Source organism: Shewanella chilikensis (assembly GCF_037953065.1).
Lineage (GTDB): Bacteria > Pseudomonadota > Gammaproteobacteria > Enterobacterales > Shewanellaceae > Shewanella > Shewanella chilikensis.
Genome location: NZ_CP149966.1, coordinates 3,008,437 through 3,025,634 on the forward strand (window position 1 = coordinate 3,008,437; position 17,198 = coordinate 3,025,634).

Consider the following 17,198-nt stretch of genomic DNA (forward strand, 5'->3'; position numbering starts at 1 on the left):
AAAAAGGTTAACTGGGGCGGCCAGCTTCCAAGTTCAGCAATTGCTGCTTCATGGCGAGCCCCCAAGCATAGCCGGTCAACCTGCCATCCTTGCCTATGACTCTGTGACAAGGCACGATGATCGCTATCGGGTTGGCACCATTGGCAGTGCCGACAGCGCGGACCGCTTTCGGGTTATCAATTTTTACGGCCAGCTCACCGTAACTGGTAAAACTGCCATAGGGCAACCCCACCAACGCCTGCCAAACGGTACGTTGGAAGCGTGTCCCCTTGGGAGCCAACGGCAGCTCGAAGACCTGTCTGGCTCCGGCAAAATACTCCAAGAGCTGGCTCTTGGTCTGCGCCAATATCACCTCAGCCCGCGCCTTTTGCGCTGCACTCGCGCTCACCAGCGTTATCCGGCGCTCTCTGTCATCCCCTGTCAAAACCGACAGGTGGGACAGCCCATGAGGCCCCGCAGCAAGCCATAGCCGGCCCACAGCCGAATCCATGATGAGCTCCGCCACCGGCAGCAATTCTGCTGCTGGCCACTCTTTACTCAGCGATACGGCCAAGCTCGGTTTATCTTGTGTATTCATAGGATTAATCCCTTGATTTTATGGCTTTTGAATAGGTGTTTGACTCTGATGCCTGTCACCTTTGCAACCCATATCCGAGCTCTTCATTCATTGCTATTAATGGGTTCTATGCCGACTGCCAAAGTTGCAGAGTAAGATAACTGCCCCAGGGCGACGCGGCTTCAGTAACACCTTGCAGTAACGCTTGGTAATGGGCCGCACTTTTCTTGCCTTTGTGCTGAGCAACTGCACCTTGTGTAGCCGAATCCGGGTTAATTTGAGCCAAGTTCCCGTTAACCTCGGTCGAGATTGCCGTTTCACCAAGCAGCGTGAGCAGACGCTTACGGATTATCAAGTCGCCGCCGAGCAACACATCAGGATCCGACAACCCGCGCATTCTGGCGTAGGCTATGGTCCAAGGGCCAATCCCTTTCAAACTGAGCCAAGCCTCGGGCTCGGTATCACCATGCTCAAGCTGAAAACGCGCCAACTCAGCCAATGCCGTCTTTCTGCTTGCGGGCATTTTCAACTCGTCAAAGTCCGCCGCCAACATGCTTTCGGGCTCGGGAAAGAAGCTAATTTCCCGCCCGGCGATAACTCGCCTCTCACCTCTGGCTGCCACCAACTGCCCCAACAGTTTTGTGGCTTGGGTAACGCTGACCTGCTGGCCCAGAACAGCCCGCACACCGGCTTCAAACAGAGAGCCTGCTGCCGGTAGCCTCAGCCCCGGCTCCCAACCAAAGGTGGAGTCTGCCAGTGTGATAGGTTGCAACACTTGCTCAACCTGCTGCATATCAGCGTCGAGATCCAATATCCTTCTTATCCGATTGACCAATACCGGCAACAAGCTAAGCTCGGCGCCCTCTTCCAATGCCAGGGTAACTGCGACTCTATTTTGCGAGGCCTGCAACTCGGCAAAAAACCAAGCTTTGAACCCGCCTTTGTCGCTGTTGAGTAACAGGCTGCGACCATAGCCCTGACGGCCATTAAGTTCAAACCACTCCATTCCTGTTACCGCCCGCAGGCGATAGAAATCAAGCAACGCTTGCCAGGCATATGGCGGCCGGTAACTCAAAAACAGTTGCATCCTGTTACTGTCGTCCATTTGCGTATCAGCGCTGCGTCTGAGCGCCGACGGGGTAAGCTGCAGCTGACTCTGAAACACTTCGTTGAAGCGACGAATGCTCGTGTATCCCGCAGCCAAAGCCACCTGCGTGATAGGGAGCCGGGTTTGGTGCAGCAGCTGCTTGGCAAACATCAACTGCTGAAACGCAGCGTATTGCTTGGGAGACAGGCCCAACGCTTCGACAAACAGCTTGCGCAGATAACGACTGCTGATCCCGAGGCGCTGTGCCAAGTGCTCGACACCTTTCGCCGACTCGCCGCTCAAGGCGCCCTGCTCTATCAGGGTTACTGCCCGCTCCAGCGTGGTTCTCGTGCCTTTCCAAGCACAGGAGCCTGGGGCACTTTCCGGACGACAACGCAAACAGGGGCGCAAACCTTGATTTGCCGCGGCGGCGGCCGAGAAAAAGTATTCGACATTTTCCTCTTTTGGCGCCACTGCCGGACAGATAGGCCGGCAATAGATACCCGTCGTCTTCACCCCGATAAAGAAGCGGCCATCAAACCTGGGATCGCGGCTAAGTCTCGCCCGGCGACAGGTGTCGGTGCTGAGCTCGGTCAAAATCGTCATCATCTGTTTCGCTATTGCGGGGTATCCTGAATGCAGGTTACCCCGCGAACACAGGTGAAACCAGCGGAAAACGGAACTTAACCCCGAGGTTAGATAAGTCCAACTTCGACACGCGCCTGCATGCCTTCAGTCAGACACCTTGAACACCAGGCCACTCTCTACAAAAAGAGCCCCGCAAGAGGACTTATTCGCATCCTCCCGAAATCCAAGCCGTTGTTGCTGATTAATAGCTGCCCTGCCGGTAAAAATTGGTTATGCTGGAACGGTTTGAATAAAAATCACTCCTGATCCGCAAGGCCCTGTGTCTGCTCGCATAACCGGGCAAGGATCAATCTTTGCCAAGAGATATATCGCCCATAACAGTTTGCCAAGAGAAGCCCATGATAAAGACGTTATTTTCCCGCTTTGAACGCTGGACGGATCCACTGCCGGATATAGAACCGTCTCCGCCACCCAAAGGGCTCTATGCTTTTTGCCGCCACTACACCAAAGGGTTCGAGCGACCGCTGATATTGATGTCAATATTGACCGCGATTCTGGCCATGCTGGAAGTGTCACTGTTTGGCTTTATGGGCCAATTGGTTGACTGGCTGGTAGACAAGGATCCACAAACCCTGCTGCAGGATGAAGGACTCAAACTACTCGGCATGACCTTGCTGGTACTCGTGCTCTTGCCTGTACTCATCTTGCTGCACGCCTTGATTGTCTACCAAAGTCTGCTGGGCAACTATCCGATGGCTATCCGCTGGCTGGCGCACAAATACCTGTTGAAACAGAGTGTTTCCTTCTATCAGGACGACTTTGCCGGCCGCATAGCCACCAAGGTGATGCAAACCTCTCTGGCGGTGCGGGAAACCGTGATGAAACTCTTGGACGTGCTGGTCTACATAATGGTGTATTTCACCTCCATGTTGGTGATGATAGCCAGTGCCGATATGCGCTTGATGCTGCCCATGTTGGCATGGCTTGCCATCTATATCGGCCTGCAGTGGTATTTCGTGCCCAAGCTGAAAGCCGTGTCTACCGAGCAGGCCGATGCCCGCTCAACCATGACGGGTCGAATCGTCGACAGTTACACCAATATTGCCACGGTCAAACTTTTCTCCCACACCCAGCAGGAAGCCGAATACGCTCAGTCGAGCATGAAAACCTTCCTGGATACCGTGCACCGGCAGATGCGCCTGGTCACCGGAATTAATGTCAGTGTGCAGCTGCTGAACTATTTCCTGGCCTTTAGCGTAGCCGCCGTATCCATCTGGCTCTGGAGCGACAGTGCCATCAGTGTCGGCGCCATAGCGATTGCCGTCAGTTTGGCTCTGCGCCTCAACGGCATGTCGCAATGGATAATGTGGGAAATCAGCTCACTGTTTGAAAATATAGGGACAGTGGCCGATGGTATGAGCACCCTGTCCAAACCCACCCGCATTCTGGATGCCGAAGATGCCAAAGCCATTTTAGTTGAGCAAGGGCAAATCGATTTCGATAAGGTCAGCTTTCACTATGGAGAACAGAGCGGCGTGCTGGAAGGCCTGGATTTACAGATTAAGCCAGGTGAAAAAGTCGGTCTGGTGGGGCGCTCGGGTGCCGGTAAGTCCACCTTGGTCAATCTGCTGATGCGTTTTCATGATGTGGAAAAGGGAAGAATTCTGATAGATGGTCAGGATATACGTAAAGTCTCCCAGGATTCGCTGCGCTCACAGATAGGCATGGTGACTCAGGATACCTCCTTGCTGCACAGGTCCATCAGAGAAAATATTCTTTATGGTCGTCCCGATGCCACTAAAGAGGAACTGGAGCAGGCGATCATCAAGGCCCAGGCCAGTGAGTTTATCGCCTCTTTGACAGATCCGTCGGGGAATACCGGGCTGGATGCCCAGGTGGGTGAACGGGGTGTCAAATTATCCGGCGGTCAAAGGCAGCGTATTGCCATCGCCAGGGTGTTATTGAAAGATGCGCCAATCCTGATCCTAGATGAAGCCACCTCGGCACTCGACTCGGAAGTGGAAGCGGCAATTCAGGAAAGCCTCTATCAATTGATGGAAGGAAAAACCGTTATCGCTATCGCTCACAGGCTATCAACCATAGCCGCCATGGATAGATTGATAGTGCTGGATCAGGGCAAAGTGGTCGAACAAGGCAGCCATCAGGAACTGATCCGCAGCAAAGGAATTTACGCTCAGCTGTGGGCTCACCAAACAGGCGGTTTTATCGGTGTAGACTGAGATATCTTTACCGCCCTGCTTTTCGGCATAGAACAACATTTCAGGAAGCCATCGCGGCTTCCTGTTTTTTTAAGCCTTCCATATAAAGAAGCACTCACCTTGACTAACTGTGACTTGGTTACTCAAGTAACGACTTTTTATTCAAGTAGTCACTCAATGGGTATCGGGGCAAAACAATCTGGCGTATCGGTTAATAAGACCTGAGCCCAATAAGAGCTGCATTTTGGGGACACTTCTAGATACATGGTTGGATAAATACTCTAACAATCCCATTCGGGGTTAGAGAGTGCTGTTTTCGATAGGAAGCAAACGTTGAAGGACAGATAACAAAAAACCACCCTAAGGTGGTTAGTGCTTCTCTTGAAGGAGAATCTTTGGTGGAGCTAGACGGGATCGAACCGTCGACCTCTTGCATGCCATGCAAGCGCTCTCCCAGCTGAGCTATAGCCCCGAAATTCTGTCAAAAACAAAATCTCGCGAAAAATGTGGCATCCCCTAGGGGATTCGAACCCCTGTTACCGCCGTGAAAGGGCGGTGTCCTAGGCCTCTAGACGAAGGGGACCCCGGACTCACACTTTAGACTCTGTGAAAAGAGTACAGGTTTTACTAAACACTGCAAAAAGTGGCATCCCTTTGGGGATTCAAACCACTGTTACCGCCGACTCTCTACCCAGAGAAAGTGGGCGGTGTCCTAGGCCTCTAGGCTAAGCCAACCCCGGACTCACACTTTAGACTCTGTGAAAGGAGTACAGGTTTTACTAAACACTGCAAAAAGTGGCATCCCTTTGGGGATTCGAACCACGGTTACCGCCGACTCTCTACCCAGAGAAAGTGGGCGGTGTCCTAGGCCTCTAGGCTAAGCCAACCCCGGACTCACGTTTTAGACTCTGTGATAGGAGTACAGGTTTTACGAAACGCTGCAAAATGTGTCATCCCCTAGGGGATTCGAACTACTGTTACCGCCGACTCTCTACCCAGAGAAAGTGGGCGGTGTCCTAGGCCTCTATACTAAGCCAACCCCGGACTCACGTTTTAGACTCTGTGAAAGGAGTACAGGTTTTGCGAAACGCTGCAAAATGTGTCATCCCCTAGGGGATTCGAACTACTGTTACCGCCGACTCTCTACCCAGAGAAAGTGGGAGGTGTCCTAGGCCTCTAGGCTAAGCCAACCCCGGACTCACGTTTTAGACTCTGTGATAGGAGTACAGGTTTTACTAAACACTGCGAAAATGGCATCCCCTAGGGGATTCGAACCCCTGTTACCGCCGTGAAAGGGCGGTGTCCTAGGCCTCTAGACGAAGGGGACCCCGGACTCACTGTTTAACCTCTGTGATAAGAGTATTTGGTGGAGCTAGACGGGATCGAACCGTCGACCTCTTGCATGCCATGCAAGCGCTCTCCCAGCTGAGCTATAGCCCCGAAATTCTGTCAAAAACAAAATCTCTCGAAAAATGTGGCATCCCCTAGGGGATTCGAACCCCTGTTACCGCCGTGAAAGGGCGGTGTCCTAGGCCTCTAGACGAAGGGGACCCCGGACTCACGTTTTAGACTCTGTGAAAAGAGTACAGGTTTTACTAAACGCTGCAAAATGTGGCATCCCCTAGGGGATTCGAACTACTGTTACCGCCGACTCTCTACCCAGAGAAAGTGGGCGGTGTCCTAGGCCTCTATACTAAGCTAACCCCGGACTCACTGTTTAACCTCTGTGATAAGAGTGTTTGGTGGAGCTAGACGGGATCGAACCGTCGACCTCTTGCATGCCATGCAAGCGCTCTCCCAGCTGAGCTATAGCCCCGAAATTCTGTCAAAAACAAAATCTCGCGAAAAATGTGGCATCCCCTAGGGGATTCGAACCCCTGTTACCGCCGTGAAAGGGCGGTGTCCTAGGCCTCTAGACGAAGGGGACCCCGGACTCACGTTTTAGACTCTGTGAAAGGAGTACAGGTTTTACTAAACGCTGCAAAATGTGGCATCCCCTAGGGGATTCGAACTACTGTTACCGCCGACTCTCTACCCAGAGAAAGTGGGCGGTGTCCTAGGCCTCTATACTAAGCCAACCCCGGACTCACGTTTTAGACTCTGTGAAAGGAGTACAGGTTTTGCGAAACGCTGCAAAAAGTGGCATCCCTTTGGGGATTCAAACCACGGTTACCGCCGACTCTCTACCCAGAGAAAGTTGGCGGTGTCCTAGGCCTCTATACTAAGCCAACCCCGGACTCACGTTTTAGACTCTGTGAAAAGAGTACAGGTTTTACTAAACACTGCTAAAATTGGCATCCCCTAGGGGATTCGAACCCCTGTTACCGCCGTGAAAGGGCGGTGTCCTAGGCCTCTAGACGAAGGGGACCCCGGACTCACACTTTAGACTCTGTGAAAAGAGTACAGGTTTTACTAAACACTGCAAAATGTGGCATTCCCTAGGGGATTTCAACCACTGTTACCGCCGACTCTCTACCCAGAGGAAGTGGGCGGTGTCCTAGGTCTCTATACTAAGCTAACCCCGGACTCACTGTTTAACCTCTGTGAAAAGAGTACAGGTTTTACTAAACACTGTGAAAATTGGCATCCCCTAGGGGATTCGAACCCCTGTTACCGCCGTGAAAGGGCGGTGTCCTAGGCCTCTAGACGAAGGGGACCCCGGACTTAAGCATTTAAACTCGGCTTAAAAAGAGCTTATTGAGAGAAGTTGGTGGAGCTAGACGGGATCGAACCGTCGACCTCTTGCATGCCATGCAAGCGCTCTCCCAGCTGAGCTATAGCCCCAAGCTATCTCTCATTACATTTGAGTGTACTGCCAGCAATTTGCTGCCCTGTGTCTCAACTGCGAGGCGCATTCTATGCAGCACACCCAAATGTGTCAACGCCTTTTTTAGGAATTTATTCTGGCTGCTACAAATTCAACCGCTTTGGAGATTCTTTGCTCGCAACGAGCTTTCCCAATGAGAAATAAGGTTAAATCCACAGCAGGAGATTGGCCGGCACCTGTCACGGCAACCCGCAAAGGCATACCGACTTTACCCATTCCTACCTCCAGTTCGGCCGCAGTTGACTCAATGGCATTGTGAATCCCTTCCACGGTCCACTCAGGCAGAGCTGCCAACTTCTGCTGCACCAGTTGCAAGGGTTCCAATGCGACCCCACGCAAGTGCTTCTTGGCCTGCGCTTCATCAAACGCCTCGAAGTCTTCATAGAAGTAGCGGCTGGAAGCAGCCATCTCTTTGAGTGTCTTGCTGCGCTCTGCCAATGCAGTAACGATTTCAGCCAGTGCCGGGCCATTACTGGTATCTATCTGCTGATCACGCATGTGCCATTCAAGGAAACCGGCCACATATTCTGGATCCAGCGACTTCATATAGTGCTGGTTCAACCAAATCAGCTTTTCGGTATTGAATGCCGAAGCCGCCTTGTTGATATCGTCCAATTTGAAGAACTGCTTCATCTCCTCCAGAGAGAAGATCTCCTGATCGCCATGGGACCAGCCCAAACGCACCAGATAGTTCAGCAAGGCTTCCGGCAAATAACCGTCATCACGATACTGCATTACGCTCACTGCGCCGTGACGCTTGGAAAGCTTGGCACCATCGTCACCCAGGATCATGGATACGTGGGCATACTCAGGAACAGGTGCACCCAAGGCCTTGAGAATGTTGATCTGTCTTGGGGTGTTGTTGATATGGTCTTCACCGCGAACCACGCAAGTAATACCCATATCCCAGTCATCAACCACCACACAGAAGTTATAGGTAGGCGTACCGTCACTGCGGGCAATGATCAGGTCATCCAGTTCTTCGTTGGCAATTTCAATCCGGCCGCGAACATGATCATCAAAAACCACGCTGCCTTCCTTGGGGTTTTTGAAACGCACTACATATGGTTCATCTGTATCACGGGGAGCGGCATCACGGCAGCAGCCATCATACTTCTGACGTTCGCCCTTGGCGGCCTGCTCTTCACGCAGAGCTTCAATGCGCTCACGAGAGCAATAACACTTGTAAGCCGTGCCCTCTTTCAGCATCTGAGCGATGATCTCATTGTAACGATCGAAGCGTTTGGTCTGATAGTAAGGCCCTTCGTCCCAATTCAGGCCCAACCATTCCATCCCTTCCAGAATGGCATCAACCGCCTCCTGAGTAGAACGCTCAAGATCCGTATCTTCGATACGCAGCACAAACTCGCCATTATTGGCACGGGCGTGCAGCCAGGAGTATAGAGCAGTACGGGCACCGCCCACATGAAGAAAGCCGGTAGGGCTGGGAGCAAAACGCGTCTTGGTGGTCATAATTGAACACTAACCTTAAGAATAAACGCCTGCCAGGCAGGCAAATGAAAAGTGCGCATATTCTAGCAGCCTAACCCTACAGGGGAAAAGGGCTCTGGCCGACAGTCATAAGATAGATATTGCAGTCCTGACTTGACATGACATAAACAAAGCAGGCCCAGATCATTATCCTGGGCTGCAATACCATCGCTTCTTTCACTCTGGCTAAATTTTCAACTACGCTTCAGGAAAGCATCTTTTTTGTGGAACAGAGGCTATGACAGGAATCAGTCAATCGGCTTCCCTCGCCAGCATTGCGGCCTATTTGAAGCACACCAACGACTATGACGAGCAAACGGCGCAAAAAGAAGCCAGAGAAGTGATGCATAACCTGGTGACTATGCGTCAGAAAGGCTTTATTACCGGCTGGTACTTTGACGAGCAGGGGCACCTGGAGCTACTGCCCAGTGACGCCGTGCTCAAGCGCATAGATCCCCCCAAGTAAATCAAAGTCGCAATAGGCGGTTTTCCACCCAAAGTCGATAGCACCGTGAGCAAGATCTCACCCAAACAGCAAAAATGCGTGACAAACATCAAATAAACTACACTTTAGCAACCAATGAGTTACAAAAAAGTAATCAAGTTGGCGCACTACTTGCCTTAACTAATACAGACCTTAGGGAAAGTCGGCTGTATTCCCGCTGGAGATACGAACTTTGGGGTACGTATTTTTCAATAACTCAAGAGCATATAAAAAGGACACATCATGAGTGCATTCAATCCATCCAAACTCTTTACCCAGCCACTGAAAACCCTTGCCAAAGTGACAGCTTTGGCCGGCGCATTGGCGAGCTTCTCGGTTCTGGCAGAACCGGTAGAGATTAAGTTTTCCCACGTTGTGGCAGAAAACACCCCCAAGGGCCAGATGGCACTGAAATTCAAGGCCTTGGTCGAAGAACGCCTGCCGGGTGAATATCAGGTCAGTGTGTTCCCCAACTCACAACTCTTCGGAGACAACAATGAACTGGCCGCACTGCTGCTCAACGATGTGCAGTTGGTTGCGCCATCACTTTCCAAGTTCGAGCGTTACACCAAAAAACTGCAGCTGTTCGATCTGCCGTTTTTGTTCAAAGACATGGCCGCTGTCGACAAGTTCCAACAGAGTGAAGCCGGGCAAAAGCTGCTGAACTCCATGAAGCGAAAAGGCGTTGTTGGCCTCGGTTATCTGCACAATGGTATGAAGCAGTTCTCTGCCAATGAGCCGCTGCTGTTGCCCAAGGACGCCAGCGGCAAAAAATTCCGGGTTATGGCCTCTGACGTGCTGGCGGCTCAGTTTGCCGCCGTCGATGCAACTGCGGTTAAAAAGCCCTTCTCCGAGGTGTTCACCTTGCTGCAAACCCGCGCCATAGATGGTCAGGAAAACACCTGGTCCAATATCTACTCCAAAAAATTCTTCGAGGTGCAGAGCCATATCACCGAAAGTAACCATGGTGTGCTCGACTACATGGTGGTGACTTCCAACACGTTCTGGAAGAGTCTGCCCGGCGATAAGCGGAAAATCATCAAAGAAGCGCTCGATGAGGCCATTGCCTACGGTAACAAAATTGCCGGTGACAAGAATGACCAGGACCGCCAGTTGATCATCGACTCCAAACGCTCTTTGGTGGTTGAGCTCACCCCAGAGCAACGCCAGGCCTGGGTTGATGCAATGAAGCCGGTATGGGCTAAATTTGAAGACCAAATCGGCAAAGACGTGATAGATGCCGCCGTGGCCGCCAACCAGTAAGTCAGTATGGGGGCTCCGGCCCCCGCAATTTCTGCGGAGAGCAATATGATTTCACGCGCCTTGGGCTACTTTGAGGAAGGCTTTCTCAACTTATTGATCACCCTGATGACGGTACTTGTCTTTGTCGAAGTCGTTGCCCGCTTCTTTTTCAATACAGGGTTTCTCTGGATGCAGGAGCTGACATTGACCCTCTGTGGTTGGTTTGTCCTCTTTGGCATGTCATACGGCGTTAAAGTCGGTGCCCATATAGGTGTCGATGCCTTCGTCAAAAAGCTTCCCAGGACAGGCCGCAAATACGCCGCTATGCTGGCTGCTGTCATCTGTTTGATCTATTGCGGCCTGTTCCTTAAAGGCAGCTGGGATTACCTCAGCCAGATGTATCAGATTGGGATACCCATGGAAGATATCGACTTCCCCCATGCCCTGGTTGCCAAACTGGACCCCGACTTTGCCTGGGAAACCCTGCGCATAGATGTGGAAGATCCGGCGGTGCCGCTGTGGATCTCCCAAAGCATTCTGATTATCGGTTTTGCCATGTTGACCTGGCGTTTCATTGAACTGTTTTTTGCCATTCTGACCAACCGTTCACAAGGGTTCAGCTTCCACGATGAAGCCAAGGAAAGCATGCACCTGGCAGATGAAAACGAAGCCGGCGAAGACAAAAACAACTCCAAGCATGAGTAGGTAACGCCATGACAATAGCTACCCTCTTTATCGTCTTATTTGTTTGTATGCTGCTCGGCATGCCCATTGCCATTGCACTGGGTTTCTCCAGCATGCTGACTATTTTACTGTTTTCCAACGATTCGCTGGCCTCTGTGGCCCTGAAACTCTATGAGTCCACTTCAGAGCACTATACTTTGCTGGCGATCCCTTTCTTTATTCTGTCCTCGGCCTTTCTCTCCACCGGCGGCGTCGCCAGGCGGATCATCGACTTTGCCATGGACAGCGTCGGCCATATCCGCGGCGGTTTGGCCATGGCCTCGGTCATGGCCTGTATGTTGTTTGCTGCCGTCTCCGGCTCTTCTCCGGCCACAGTGGCAGCTATCGGCTCCATAGTTATCGTCGGCATGATCCGCGCCGGATATCCACAAAAGTTTGCCGCCGGGGTTATTACCACCTCCGGCACCCTGGGAATACTGATCCCACCATCGATTGTGATGCTGGTTTATTCGGCAGCTACCGAGGTATCGGCGGCGCGGATGTTTATGGCTGGACTGATCCCTGGCTTACTGGCGGGGATGTTGATCATGCTGGCCATCTATATAGTAGCCCGTATCAAGGGCTTGCCCTCCCTACCCTTCCCCGGGATTCGCAAGCTCTCTATCTCAACGGCTAAGGCCATGGGTGGCCTGATGTTGATTGTCATAGTGCTGGGCTCCATTTACGGCGGGGTCGCCAGCCCCACGGAAGCCTCGGCAGTCGCCTGCGTCTATGCCTATTTCATTGCCGTCTTCGGCTATCGCGATATCGGGCCTCTGAAAAATGTCGCCTGGCGCAATCCTGGTGAGCCTAAAGTCAAAGCCATAGGCCGCAATCTGGGGTACAGCTTACTGGGGTTACTCAAGACGCCGGCCGACAAAGAGATACGCGCCGTCGTCAGGGATGGCGCCAAAGTCAGTATCATGCTGCTGTTTATCATAGGCAACGCCATGTTGTTCGCCCATGTATTGACCACAGAGCGGATCCCTCACATGATTGCCGAAAACATAGTCGGCATGGGCCTGCCTGCCTGGGGCTTTCTCATCATAGTCAACCTGTTGTTGCTGGCCGCAGGTAACTTTATGGAGCCATCAGCCATTTTGCTTATTATGGCGCCCATCCTCTTCCCCATCGCCACCCAGTTGGGGATCGACCCCATTCACCTTGGGATCATCATGGTGGTCAATATGGAGATAGGAATGCTGACGCCGCCGGTGGGGCTTAATCTGTTTGTGACCTCGGGGATCACAGGCAAGAGCATAGGTTGGGTAATCCATGCCTGCCTGCCTTGGCTGCTGCTGTTACTGGGGTTCCTTATTCTGATCACCTATGTTCCTCAAGTGTCCCTGTTCCTGCCCGAGTATCTGGATTCACTGCGGGGCTTTTAATCCTTGAAATCAACAGGGCTATCGGCGAGTCTAAGACTCGCCGATTTCTTACGCCGGAACTACACCGCAATGACGCCGGGACAATAAGATGCCGCTCAACAACAAGACCCGAAAGCGCCTGCTTATCACCACCATGCTGATGACGGGTCTGTTTATTACCCTCAAACTGACCTACTGGTACCATCTGGATAAGGGATTCACCCAATACCAGGCCCTGGCAGACAAACAGCTCAGCGAAGTCATAAGCTTTATTGAAGGCGCACTCATTCGCTATGAGAGTATTCCCCATGTGCTGTCCACCAACCCCATGCTGGCCCGGGTAATCAAGAGTAGTGCAGACAAGCGCGAAATCAGCAAAATCAACAAGTACTTTGAAGAGATACAGCATGTCACCGAAGCCTCAGATATCTATCTGCTCAATAGCCAAGGGGATGCTATTGCCGCCAGTAACTGGCAGCAAGCCTATTCGTTTATCGGTCAGAATTATGCCTTTCGCCCCTACTACACAGAAGCCATAGCCGGCAGGCTGGGCAGCTATTACGCCGTCGGCACCTCGTCCAACACCAGGGGGTTTTATTTCTCCTACCCGATTTACGATCAGGGTAAAGTACTCGGTGTCATAGTAGTCAAGGTCGATATTGCCGATATTGAAGAGCAGATGACGGGGCTGGCCAAGGCGGGCCAGTATGAACTGGCCATCAGCGGTGAGGATGAAGTCATCTTTCTGGCCAGTATTGCCAATTGGCGCCTGAGGTCACTGCAACCCCTGGCTGCGGAAAGGTTGCAACAGATAACCCTTAGCCGCCGTTATGCCGACCGTAAGCTGCAGGAACTCAGGATAGATCCGCCCTACCGGCAGGAAACTCTCCCCCACAGGGCACTATATCGGATAGAAAACGATCAGGGGCGGGCCCAATATCTGGATACCCGCAATGAAATGATCAAGGTAGGCTGGTATGTACATGTGCTGACACCTGTGGCACCTTTGTATCGTTCACTGCCCCCTGTGATGCTGCTGTCCGCCAGTATCTTTCTGTTGCTGGCATTGGGGCTGCTGTTCAGTCTCGAGCGACGCCGTAACCTAAGACGCATGCGCCAGGCCCAGAGCCAGCTGGAACATAGGGTCAAAGAACGTACCCGGGAGTTGGAAGATGCCAACACCCAACTGAAACAAACCCAGGATGAATTGATCCAGGCCGCCAAGCTGACTGTCATCGGCAGTCTGTCTGCCAGCATCAACCATGAAATCAATCAACCATTGGCGGCGCTGCGCAGTTATGCCCAAAACACTCAAACCTTTCTTGGTCGGGGCATGCATGACAAGGCACAGGAAAATCTGGTCACCATCATCAGCCTAACCGACCGCTTGGCGGAAATAGTTGCCCAGTTCAAGAGCTTCACCCGTAAGAGTCAAGGCCAGGACAAGCCCACCAGTATCAATGAAACCGTGCAGGAGGCGCTGACCATAGTGCATCCGGAAATCGACAAGCAGGGGATCCGGCTCGAACTGCAGCTCCCGGGTAAGCCCTGGTGCTTCTACGGCGATAAAATACGCCTGCAACAGGTACTGGTGAATCTTATCAGCAATGCCATAGTCGCCATGCAACGAGTCGATGAGCGTTTGTTGACCATTAGCATCAGCGTAGAAGATATGCTGTGTATCCGTATTCAGGATTCCGGCCCCGGCGTCAACGAAAGCCAGATGGAGAAAATTTTCGAACCCTATTTTACCACCAACCAACGACAGGGATTGGGTCTGGGACTCTCCATCTCCCGCCGAATTGTCGAGTCCATGCAGGGCTCCATCAGCGTCACCAACGCCGCCGAAGGTGGCGCTATATTTCAGATCCTGTTGCCTCTGTACCGCGGCGAGGAAACCCAATGAGCGAACAAGAATACACAGTCCTGATCCTGGACGACGAACCCCATATAGGCACAGTGCTGAGCCAATTATTTGAACTCGAAGGCATCAGTGCCAAGGCATCGACCCAACCGAAAGAGATCTTGCGCCACCTCAGCCGCGACTGGATGGGAGTGGTCATTACCGATGTCAACATGCCAGGCATGGATGGCATCAGTGTCATGCAGCAAATCAAACAGCTGGATGCCGATCTGCCGGTGATACTGATCACCGGCTTTGGCGATATTGCCATGGCGGTCAGCGCCGTTAAACAGGGCGCCTATGACTTTCTGGAAAAACCCTTCAACAACGAACATATACTGGACGTCGTCAAGCGGGCACTGGACAAGCGCAGCCTGACGCTGGAGAACCGCAAGCTCAAGCAGGAGCTGGAATCCCAGAGCCTGCCAGGCCCCAGGATCCTCGGCAACAGTCCGGGTATCCGTCAGATGCGCCATCTCATCCACCAGGTGCTGGATACTCCGGCCGATATCCTGATTGAGGGTGAAACCGGCACTGGCAAAGAGTTGGTTGCCCGTTACCTGCACGATCACAGCCCCAGACACGGCGCCAACTTTGTCGCCATCAATTGTGGTGCTATCCCGGAAAACATCATAGAGAGTGAGCTGTTTGGTGCAGAAGCAGGAGCCTTTACCGGCGCCGACAAGACCCGGATTGGCAAATTTGAGTACGCCAACGGCGGTACCCTGTTCCTCGATGAAATTGAAAGCACACCTATGACATTGCAGGTAAAGCTACTGCGTGTACTGGAAGACAGGAGAGTCGAGCGTCTGGGCTCCAATAAATCCATAGCGCTGGATATCAGGGTGATTGCCGCGACCAAGGTCGACCTCAAAGAACTGTGCCGCCAGGGCAGCTTTCGCGAAGATCTCTTCTATCGTCTCAATCTGGTGACTGTGGCCATTCCGCCGCTGAGGGAGCGACGGGAAGATATTCCCTTGCTGTTTCTGCACTTTGCCCGTATCGCTTCGGCCCGCTACCACAAGGCGCTGATTGCCCTTGGCGGTGAGCAGCAGGCCCGTCTCAGTACCCATGAATGGCCCGGCAATGTGCGCGAATTGAGAAATCTGGCGGAACGTTATGTTCTGCTTGGCGCCGAGGCAGCCTTTGCCGGCGCCATGGGCAGCAGTGACAGCCTGCAAAGCGGCATGTCACTGACTCAAAGGGTGGAGTTTTTCGAAAGACTGCTGATTGAAGAAGCCCTGGCGCACAACAAGGGCTCCATCAAGCTGACCATGGAACAGCTGGAGCTACCGCGCAAGACCCTCTACGACAAGATGCGCAAATACGGTCTTGAGCGTAAAGACTACCTCAACGATGCCCCCTGAGGCGTATCCATCTCCTGGCTGAGCGGCTGTTTTTGCCGCCAGCCAAGGCGCCAAACCGCAAGCGAAGTCAAAAACAGCAAAACCATGGATCCCATCACCACGCCCTGCCACTCGCCCCGCTGCCAGAACAGCATCAAAAAAGGGCCTCCCATTGCGGCGCCAAGGTAATAGCAGCACAGATACAATGAAGTTGCCTTGGCCCTGTGGCTGCTGGCACGCATGGCCACAAAGGAGTTACAGCAACTGTGGGTAATAAAGAAACCGCAGGAGGTAAGCAAAAAGCCTACGCAGATCCACACCTGGGTATCCAGCAGAGTCAGCAGACTGCCGCACAACATCAGCAACAAGGAAATTCTGAACAAAGGCAACTGTCCATGGCGGGCAATCCACCTGGCGGTGTAATACGATGCCAGTGTGCCGCTCGAATAGCAGAGGAAGATCAGTGTCGCCTCAAACCGGCTCCAATCATAAGGCGGTGCCATCAAGTGCAACTGAATAAAGCTGTACTGGTTGACCATCATCATAAATGCCAGCCCACCGATAAGGTAAGCCAGTCGCATCTGACCATCCTTGAGGTGATGCACAAAACCCCGTAAGTCTTCACTGCCACCGCGCCAGAAACGCCACTGTTTCGGCAGCCGTTCTCGCTTGGCGGCGCTGACGGCATTGGGCAGCAAATAACTGACCAGCGCCACCCCAAACAGACTCACCGCCAGCAGCAGCCACATGGCATCCTGCCACAATAGATGTTGCGACATCAGCCCACCAAACAGCCGACCGATAATGCCACCGAAACTGTTGGCGGTAATGTAAACCGCCGCGGCCTTGAGCATGGTCTCAGGTCTGAGCTGCTCCTTGAAATAAGCCATGGCGATGGCCGGCACAGCCGCCAGCAATATCCCCTGAAGCAACCTCACAGCCACCAACACATTGAAGTCTTTAACAAATACCAACAAGATATTGGACAGCGCCAGAGCCCAGAGGCTGATAATAATCGGCTTGTGACGGCCAATTCTGTCCGAAACTATGGCATAGCCAAGCAAGGAAAACGCCAGCGTAAAGCTGGTGACAGACAGTACCAGAGTTGACTTGGCCGCCGTTACCTGAAAATGCTCGGCAATCAAAGGCAGCATCCCCTGCATCAAATACAGATTGATATAAACCACCACTGAGGCCACGCACAGTGCCCAAATCAAACGGGTATCACGCGCATGCCGGCCAACGGCTTCGACCTTAGTCACTCTGACCTCTTAAATTAGCAAAGGATTCACCACAACAAGGTTAGCACCGGGCAATGCATAACAATAATAGATAAATAATATCGATTTCATCAATTTTTGTTAT

Annotated in this window: 11 protein-coding genes and 10 tRNA genes; 7 read left to right on the top strand and 14 right to left on the bottom strand. The window is 52.5% G+C overall.

Features of this window, described 5'->3' with window-relative positions:
- Positions 1-7: 7 nt before the first annotated feature.
- On the bottom strand, positions 8-577 hold the full coding sequence (locus WKR14_RS13640; RefSeq protein WP_229839818.1) for a methylated-DNA--[protein]-cysteine S-methyltransferase: 570 nt from the start codon (positions 575-577) through the stop codon (positions 8-10).
- 106 nt (positions 578-683) lie between these two features.
- Positions 684-2,252, bottom strand: coding sequence for a DNA-3-methyladenine glycosylase 2 family protein (locus tag WKR14_RS13645; RefSeq protein WP_339086499.1), 1,569 nt, complete (start codon positions 2,250-2,252; stop codon positions 684-686).
- Positions 2,253-2,629: 377 nt separating this feature from the next.
- Between WKR14_RS13645 and WKR14_RS13650 the strand changes: the two genes are divergently transcribed.
- Positions 2,630-4,471 (top strand): ABC transporter ATP-binding protein, encoded by a 1,842-nt coding sequence (locus WKR14_RS13650; protein WP_286995607.1) that lies wholly within the window; start codon positions 2,630-2,632, stop codon positions 4,469-4,471.
- Positions 4,472-4,846: 375 nt separating this feature from the next.
- On the opposite strand, the gene WKR14_RS13655 is transcribed toward WKR14_RS13650, so the two are convergent.
- From WKR14_RS13655 to gltX, 11 genes are all read right to left on the bottom strand, one after another.
- A tRNA-Ala gene (locus tag WKR14_RS13655) sits at positions 4,847-4,922 on the bottom strand.
- Positions 4,923-4,957: 35 nt separating this feature from the next.
- A tRNA-Glu gene (locus WKR14_RS13660) sits at positions 4,958-5,033 on the bottom strand.
- A 668-nt stretch (positions 5,034-5,701) separates the two neighbouring features.
- Positions 5,702-5,777, bottom strand: a tRNA-Glu gene (locus WKR14_RS13665).
- 37 nt (positions 5,778-5,814) lie between these two features.
- A tRNA-Ala gene (locus WKR14_RS13670) sits at positions 5,815-5,890 on the bottom strand.
- 35 nt (positions 5,891-5,925) lie between these two features.
- Positions 5,926-6,001, bottom strand: a tRNA-Glu gene (locus tag WKR14_RS13675).
- Between the two features lie 189 nt (positions 6,002-6,190).
- Positions 6,191-6,266 (bottom strand) — tRNA-Ala (locus tag WKR14_RS13680).
- Between the two features lie 35 nt (positions 6,267-6,301).
- Positions 6,302-6,377, bottom strand: a tRNA-Glu gene (locus tag WKR14_RS13685).
- Positions 6,378-6,742: 365 nt separating this feature from the next.
- Positions 6,743-6,818 (bottom strand) — tRNA-Glu (locus tag WKR14_RS13690).
- Positions 6,819-7,031: 213 nt separating this feature from the next.
- Positions 7,032-7,107 (bottom strand) — tRNA-Glu (locus WKR14_RS13695).
- Between the two features lie 51 nt (positions 7,108-7,158).
- Positions 7,159-7,234 (bottom strand) — tRNA-Ala (locus WKR14_RS13700).
- A gap of 106 nt (positions 7,235-7,340) precedes the next feature.
- Positions 7,341-8,750, bottom strand: a complete 1,410-nt coding sequence (gene gltX / locus WKR14_RS13705; RefSeq protein WP_165565329.1) for a glutamate--tRNA ligase — start codon at positions 8,748-8,750, stop codon at positions 7,341-7,343.
- 256 nt (positions 8,751-9,006) lie between these two features.
- On the opposite strand from gltX, the gene WKR14_RS13710 reads away from it, so the two are divergent.
- The 6 genes from WKR14_RS13710 to WKR14_RS13735 all read left to right on the top strand — a co-directional run bounded on the left by WKR14_RS13710 (position 9,007) and on the right by WKR14_RS13735 (position 15,854).
- Entirely contained in the window at positions 9,007-9,234 is a 228-nt protein-coding gene (locus tag WKR14_RS13710) for a hypothetical protein (RefSeq protein WP_025890110.1), read from the top strand.
- 261 nt (positions 9,235-9,495) lie between these two features.
- Positions 9,496-10,515, top strand: a complete 1,020-nt coding sequence (locus WKR14_RS13715) for a TRAP transporter substrate-binding protein (protein ID WP_028781275.1) — start codon at positions 9,496-9,498, stop codon at positions 10,513-10,515.
- A gap of 45 nt (positions 10,516-10,560) precedes the next feature.
- Positions 10,561-11,199 (top strand): TRAP transporter small permease, encoded by a 639-nt coding sequence (locus tag WKR14_RS13720; RefSeq protein WP_025012078.1) that lies wholly within the window; start codon positions 10,561-10,563, stop codon positions 11,197-11,199.
- Between the two features lie 8 nt (positions 11,200-11,207).
- Positions 11,208-12,605 carry a TRAP transporter large permease gene (locus tag WKR14_RS13725; protein ID WP_335917816.1) on the top strand — a complete coding sequence of 466 codons (1,398 nt, stop codon included), beginning with the start codon at positions 11,208-11,210 and terminating at the stop codon, positions 12,603-12,605.
- 88 nt (positions 12,606-12,693) lie between these two features.
- Entirely contained in the window at positions 12,694-14,490 is a 1,797-nt protein-coding gene (locus WKR14_RS13730; protein WP_339086503.1) for a sensor histidine kinase, read from the top strand.
- Positions 14,487-15,854, top strand: a complete 1,368-nt coding sequence (locus WKR14_RS13735; protein WP_339086505.1) for a sigma-54 dependent transcriptional regulator — start codon at positions 14,487-14,489, stop codon at positions 15,852-15,854. Before WKR14_RS13730 ends, WKR14_RS13735 begins: the two co-directional genes overlap by 4 nt.
- Here WKR14_RS13735 and WKR14_RS13740 read toward each other — a convergent pair.
- Entirely contained in the window at positions 15,833-17,095 is a 1,263-nt protein-coding gene (locus WKR14_RS13740; RefSeq protein ID WP_339086507.1) for an MFS transporter, read from the bottom strand. The two genes, WKR14_RS13735 and WKR14_RS13740, sit on opposite strands and share 22 nt — an antisense overlap.
- Between the last annotated feature and the right edge of the window lie 103 nt (positions 17,096-17,198).

Bases quoted from the DNA above. Each gene is read 5' to 3' on its own strand.
- WKR14_RS13715 (WP_028781275.1), top strand. From the start codon at position 9,496: ATGAGTGCATTCAATCCATCCAAACTCTTTACCCAGCCACTGAAAACC.
- WKR14_RS13710 (WP_025890110.1), top strand. From the start codon at position 9,007: ATGACAGGAATCAGTCAATCGGCTTCCCTCGCCAGCATTGCGGCCTAT.
- gltX (WP_165565329.1), bottom strand. From the start codon at position 8,750: ATGACCACCAAGACGCGTTTTGCTCCCAGCCCTACCGGCTTTCTTCAT.
- WKR14_RS13725 (WP_335917816.1), top strand. From the start codon at position 11,208: ATGACAATAGCTACCCTCTTTATCGTCTTATTTGTTTGTATGCTGCTC.
- WKR14_RS13645 (WP_339086499.1), bottom strand. From the start codon at position 2,252: ATGATGACGATTTTGACCGAGCTCAGCACCGACACCTGTCGCCGGGCG.
- WKR14_RS13735 (WP_339086505.1), top strand. From the start codon at position 14,487: ATGAGCGAACAAGAATACACAGTCCTGATCCTGGACGACGAACCCCAT.
- WKR14_RS13640 (WP_229839818.1), bottom strand. From the start codon at position 577: ATGAATACACAAGATAAACCGAGCTTGGCCGTATCGCTGAGTAAAGAG.
- WKR14_RS13650 (WP_286995607.1), top strand. From the start codon at position 2,630: ATGATAAAGACGTTATTTTCCCGCTTTGAACGCTGGACGGATCCACTG.
- WKR14_RS13730 (WP_339086503.1), top strand. From the start codon at position 12,694: ATGCCGCTCAACAACAAGACCCGAAAGCGCCTGCTTATCACCACCATG.
- WKR14_RS13720 (WP_025012078.1), top strand. From the start codon at position 10,561: ATGATTTCACGCGCCTTGGGCTACTTTGAGGAAGGCTTTCTCAACTTA.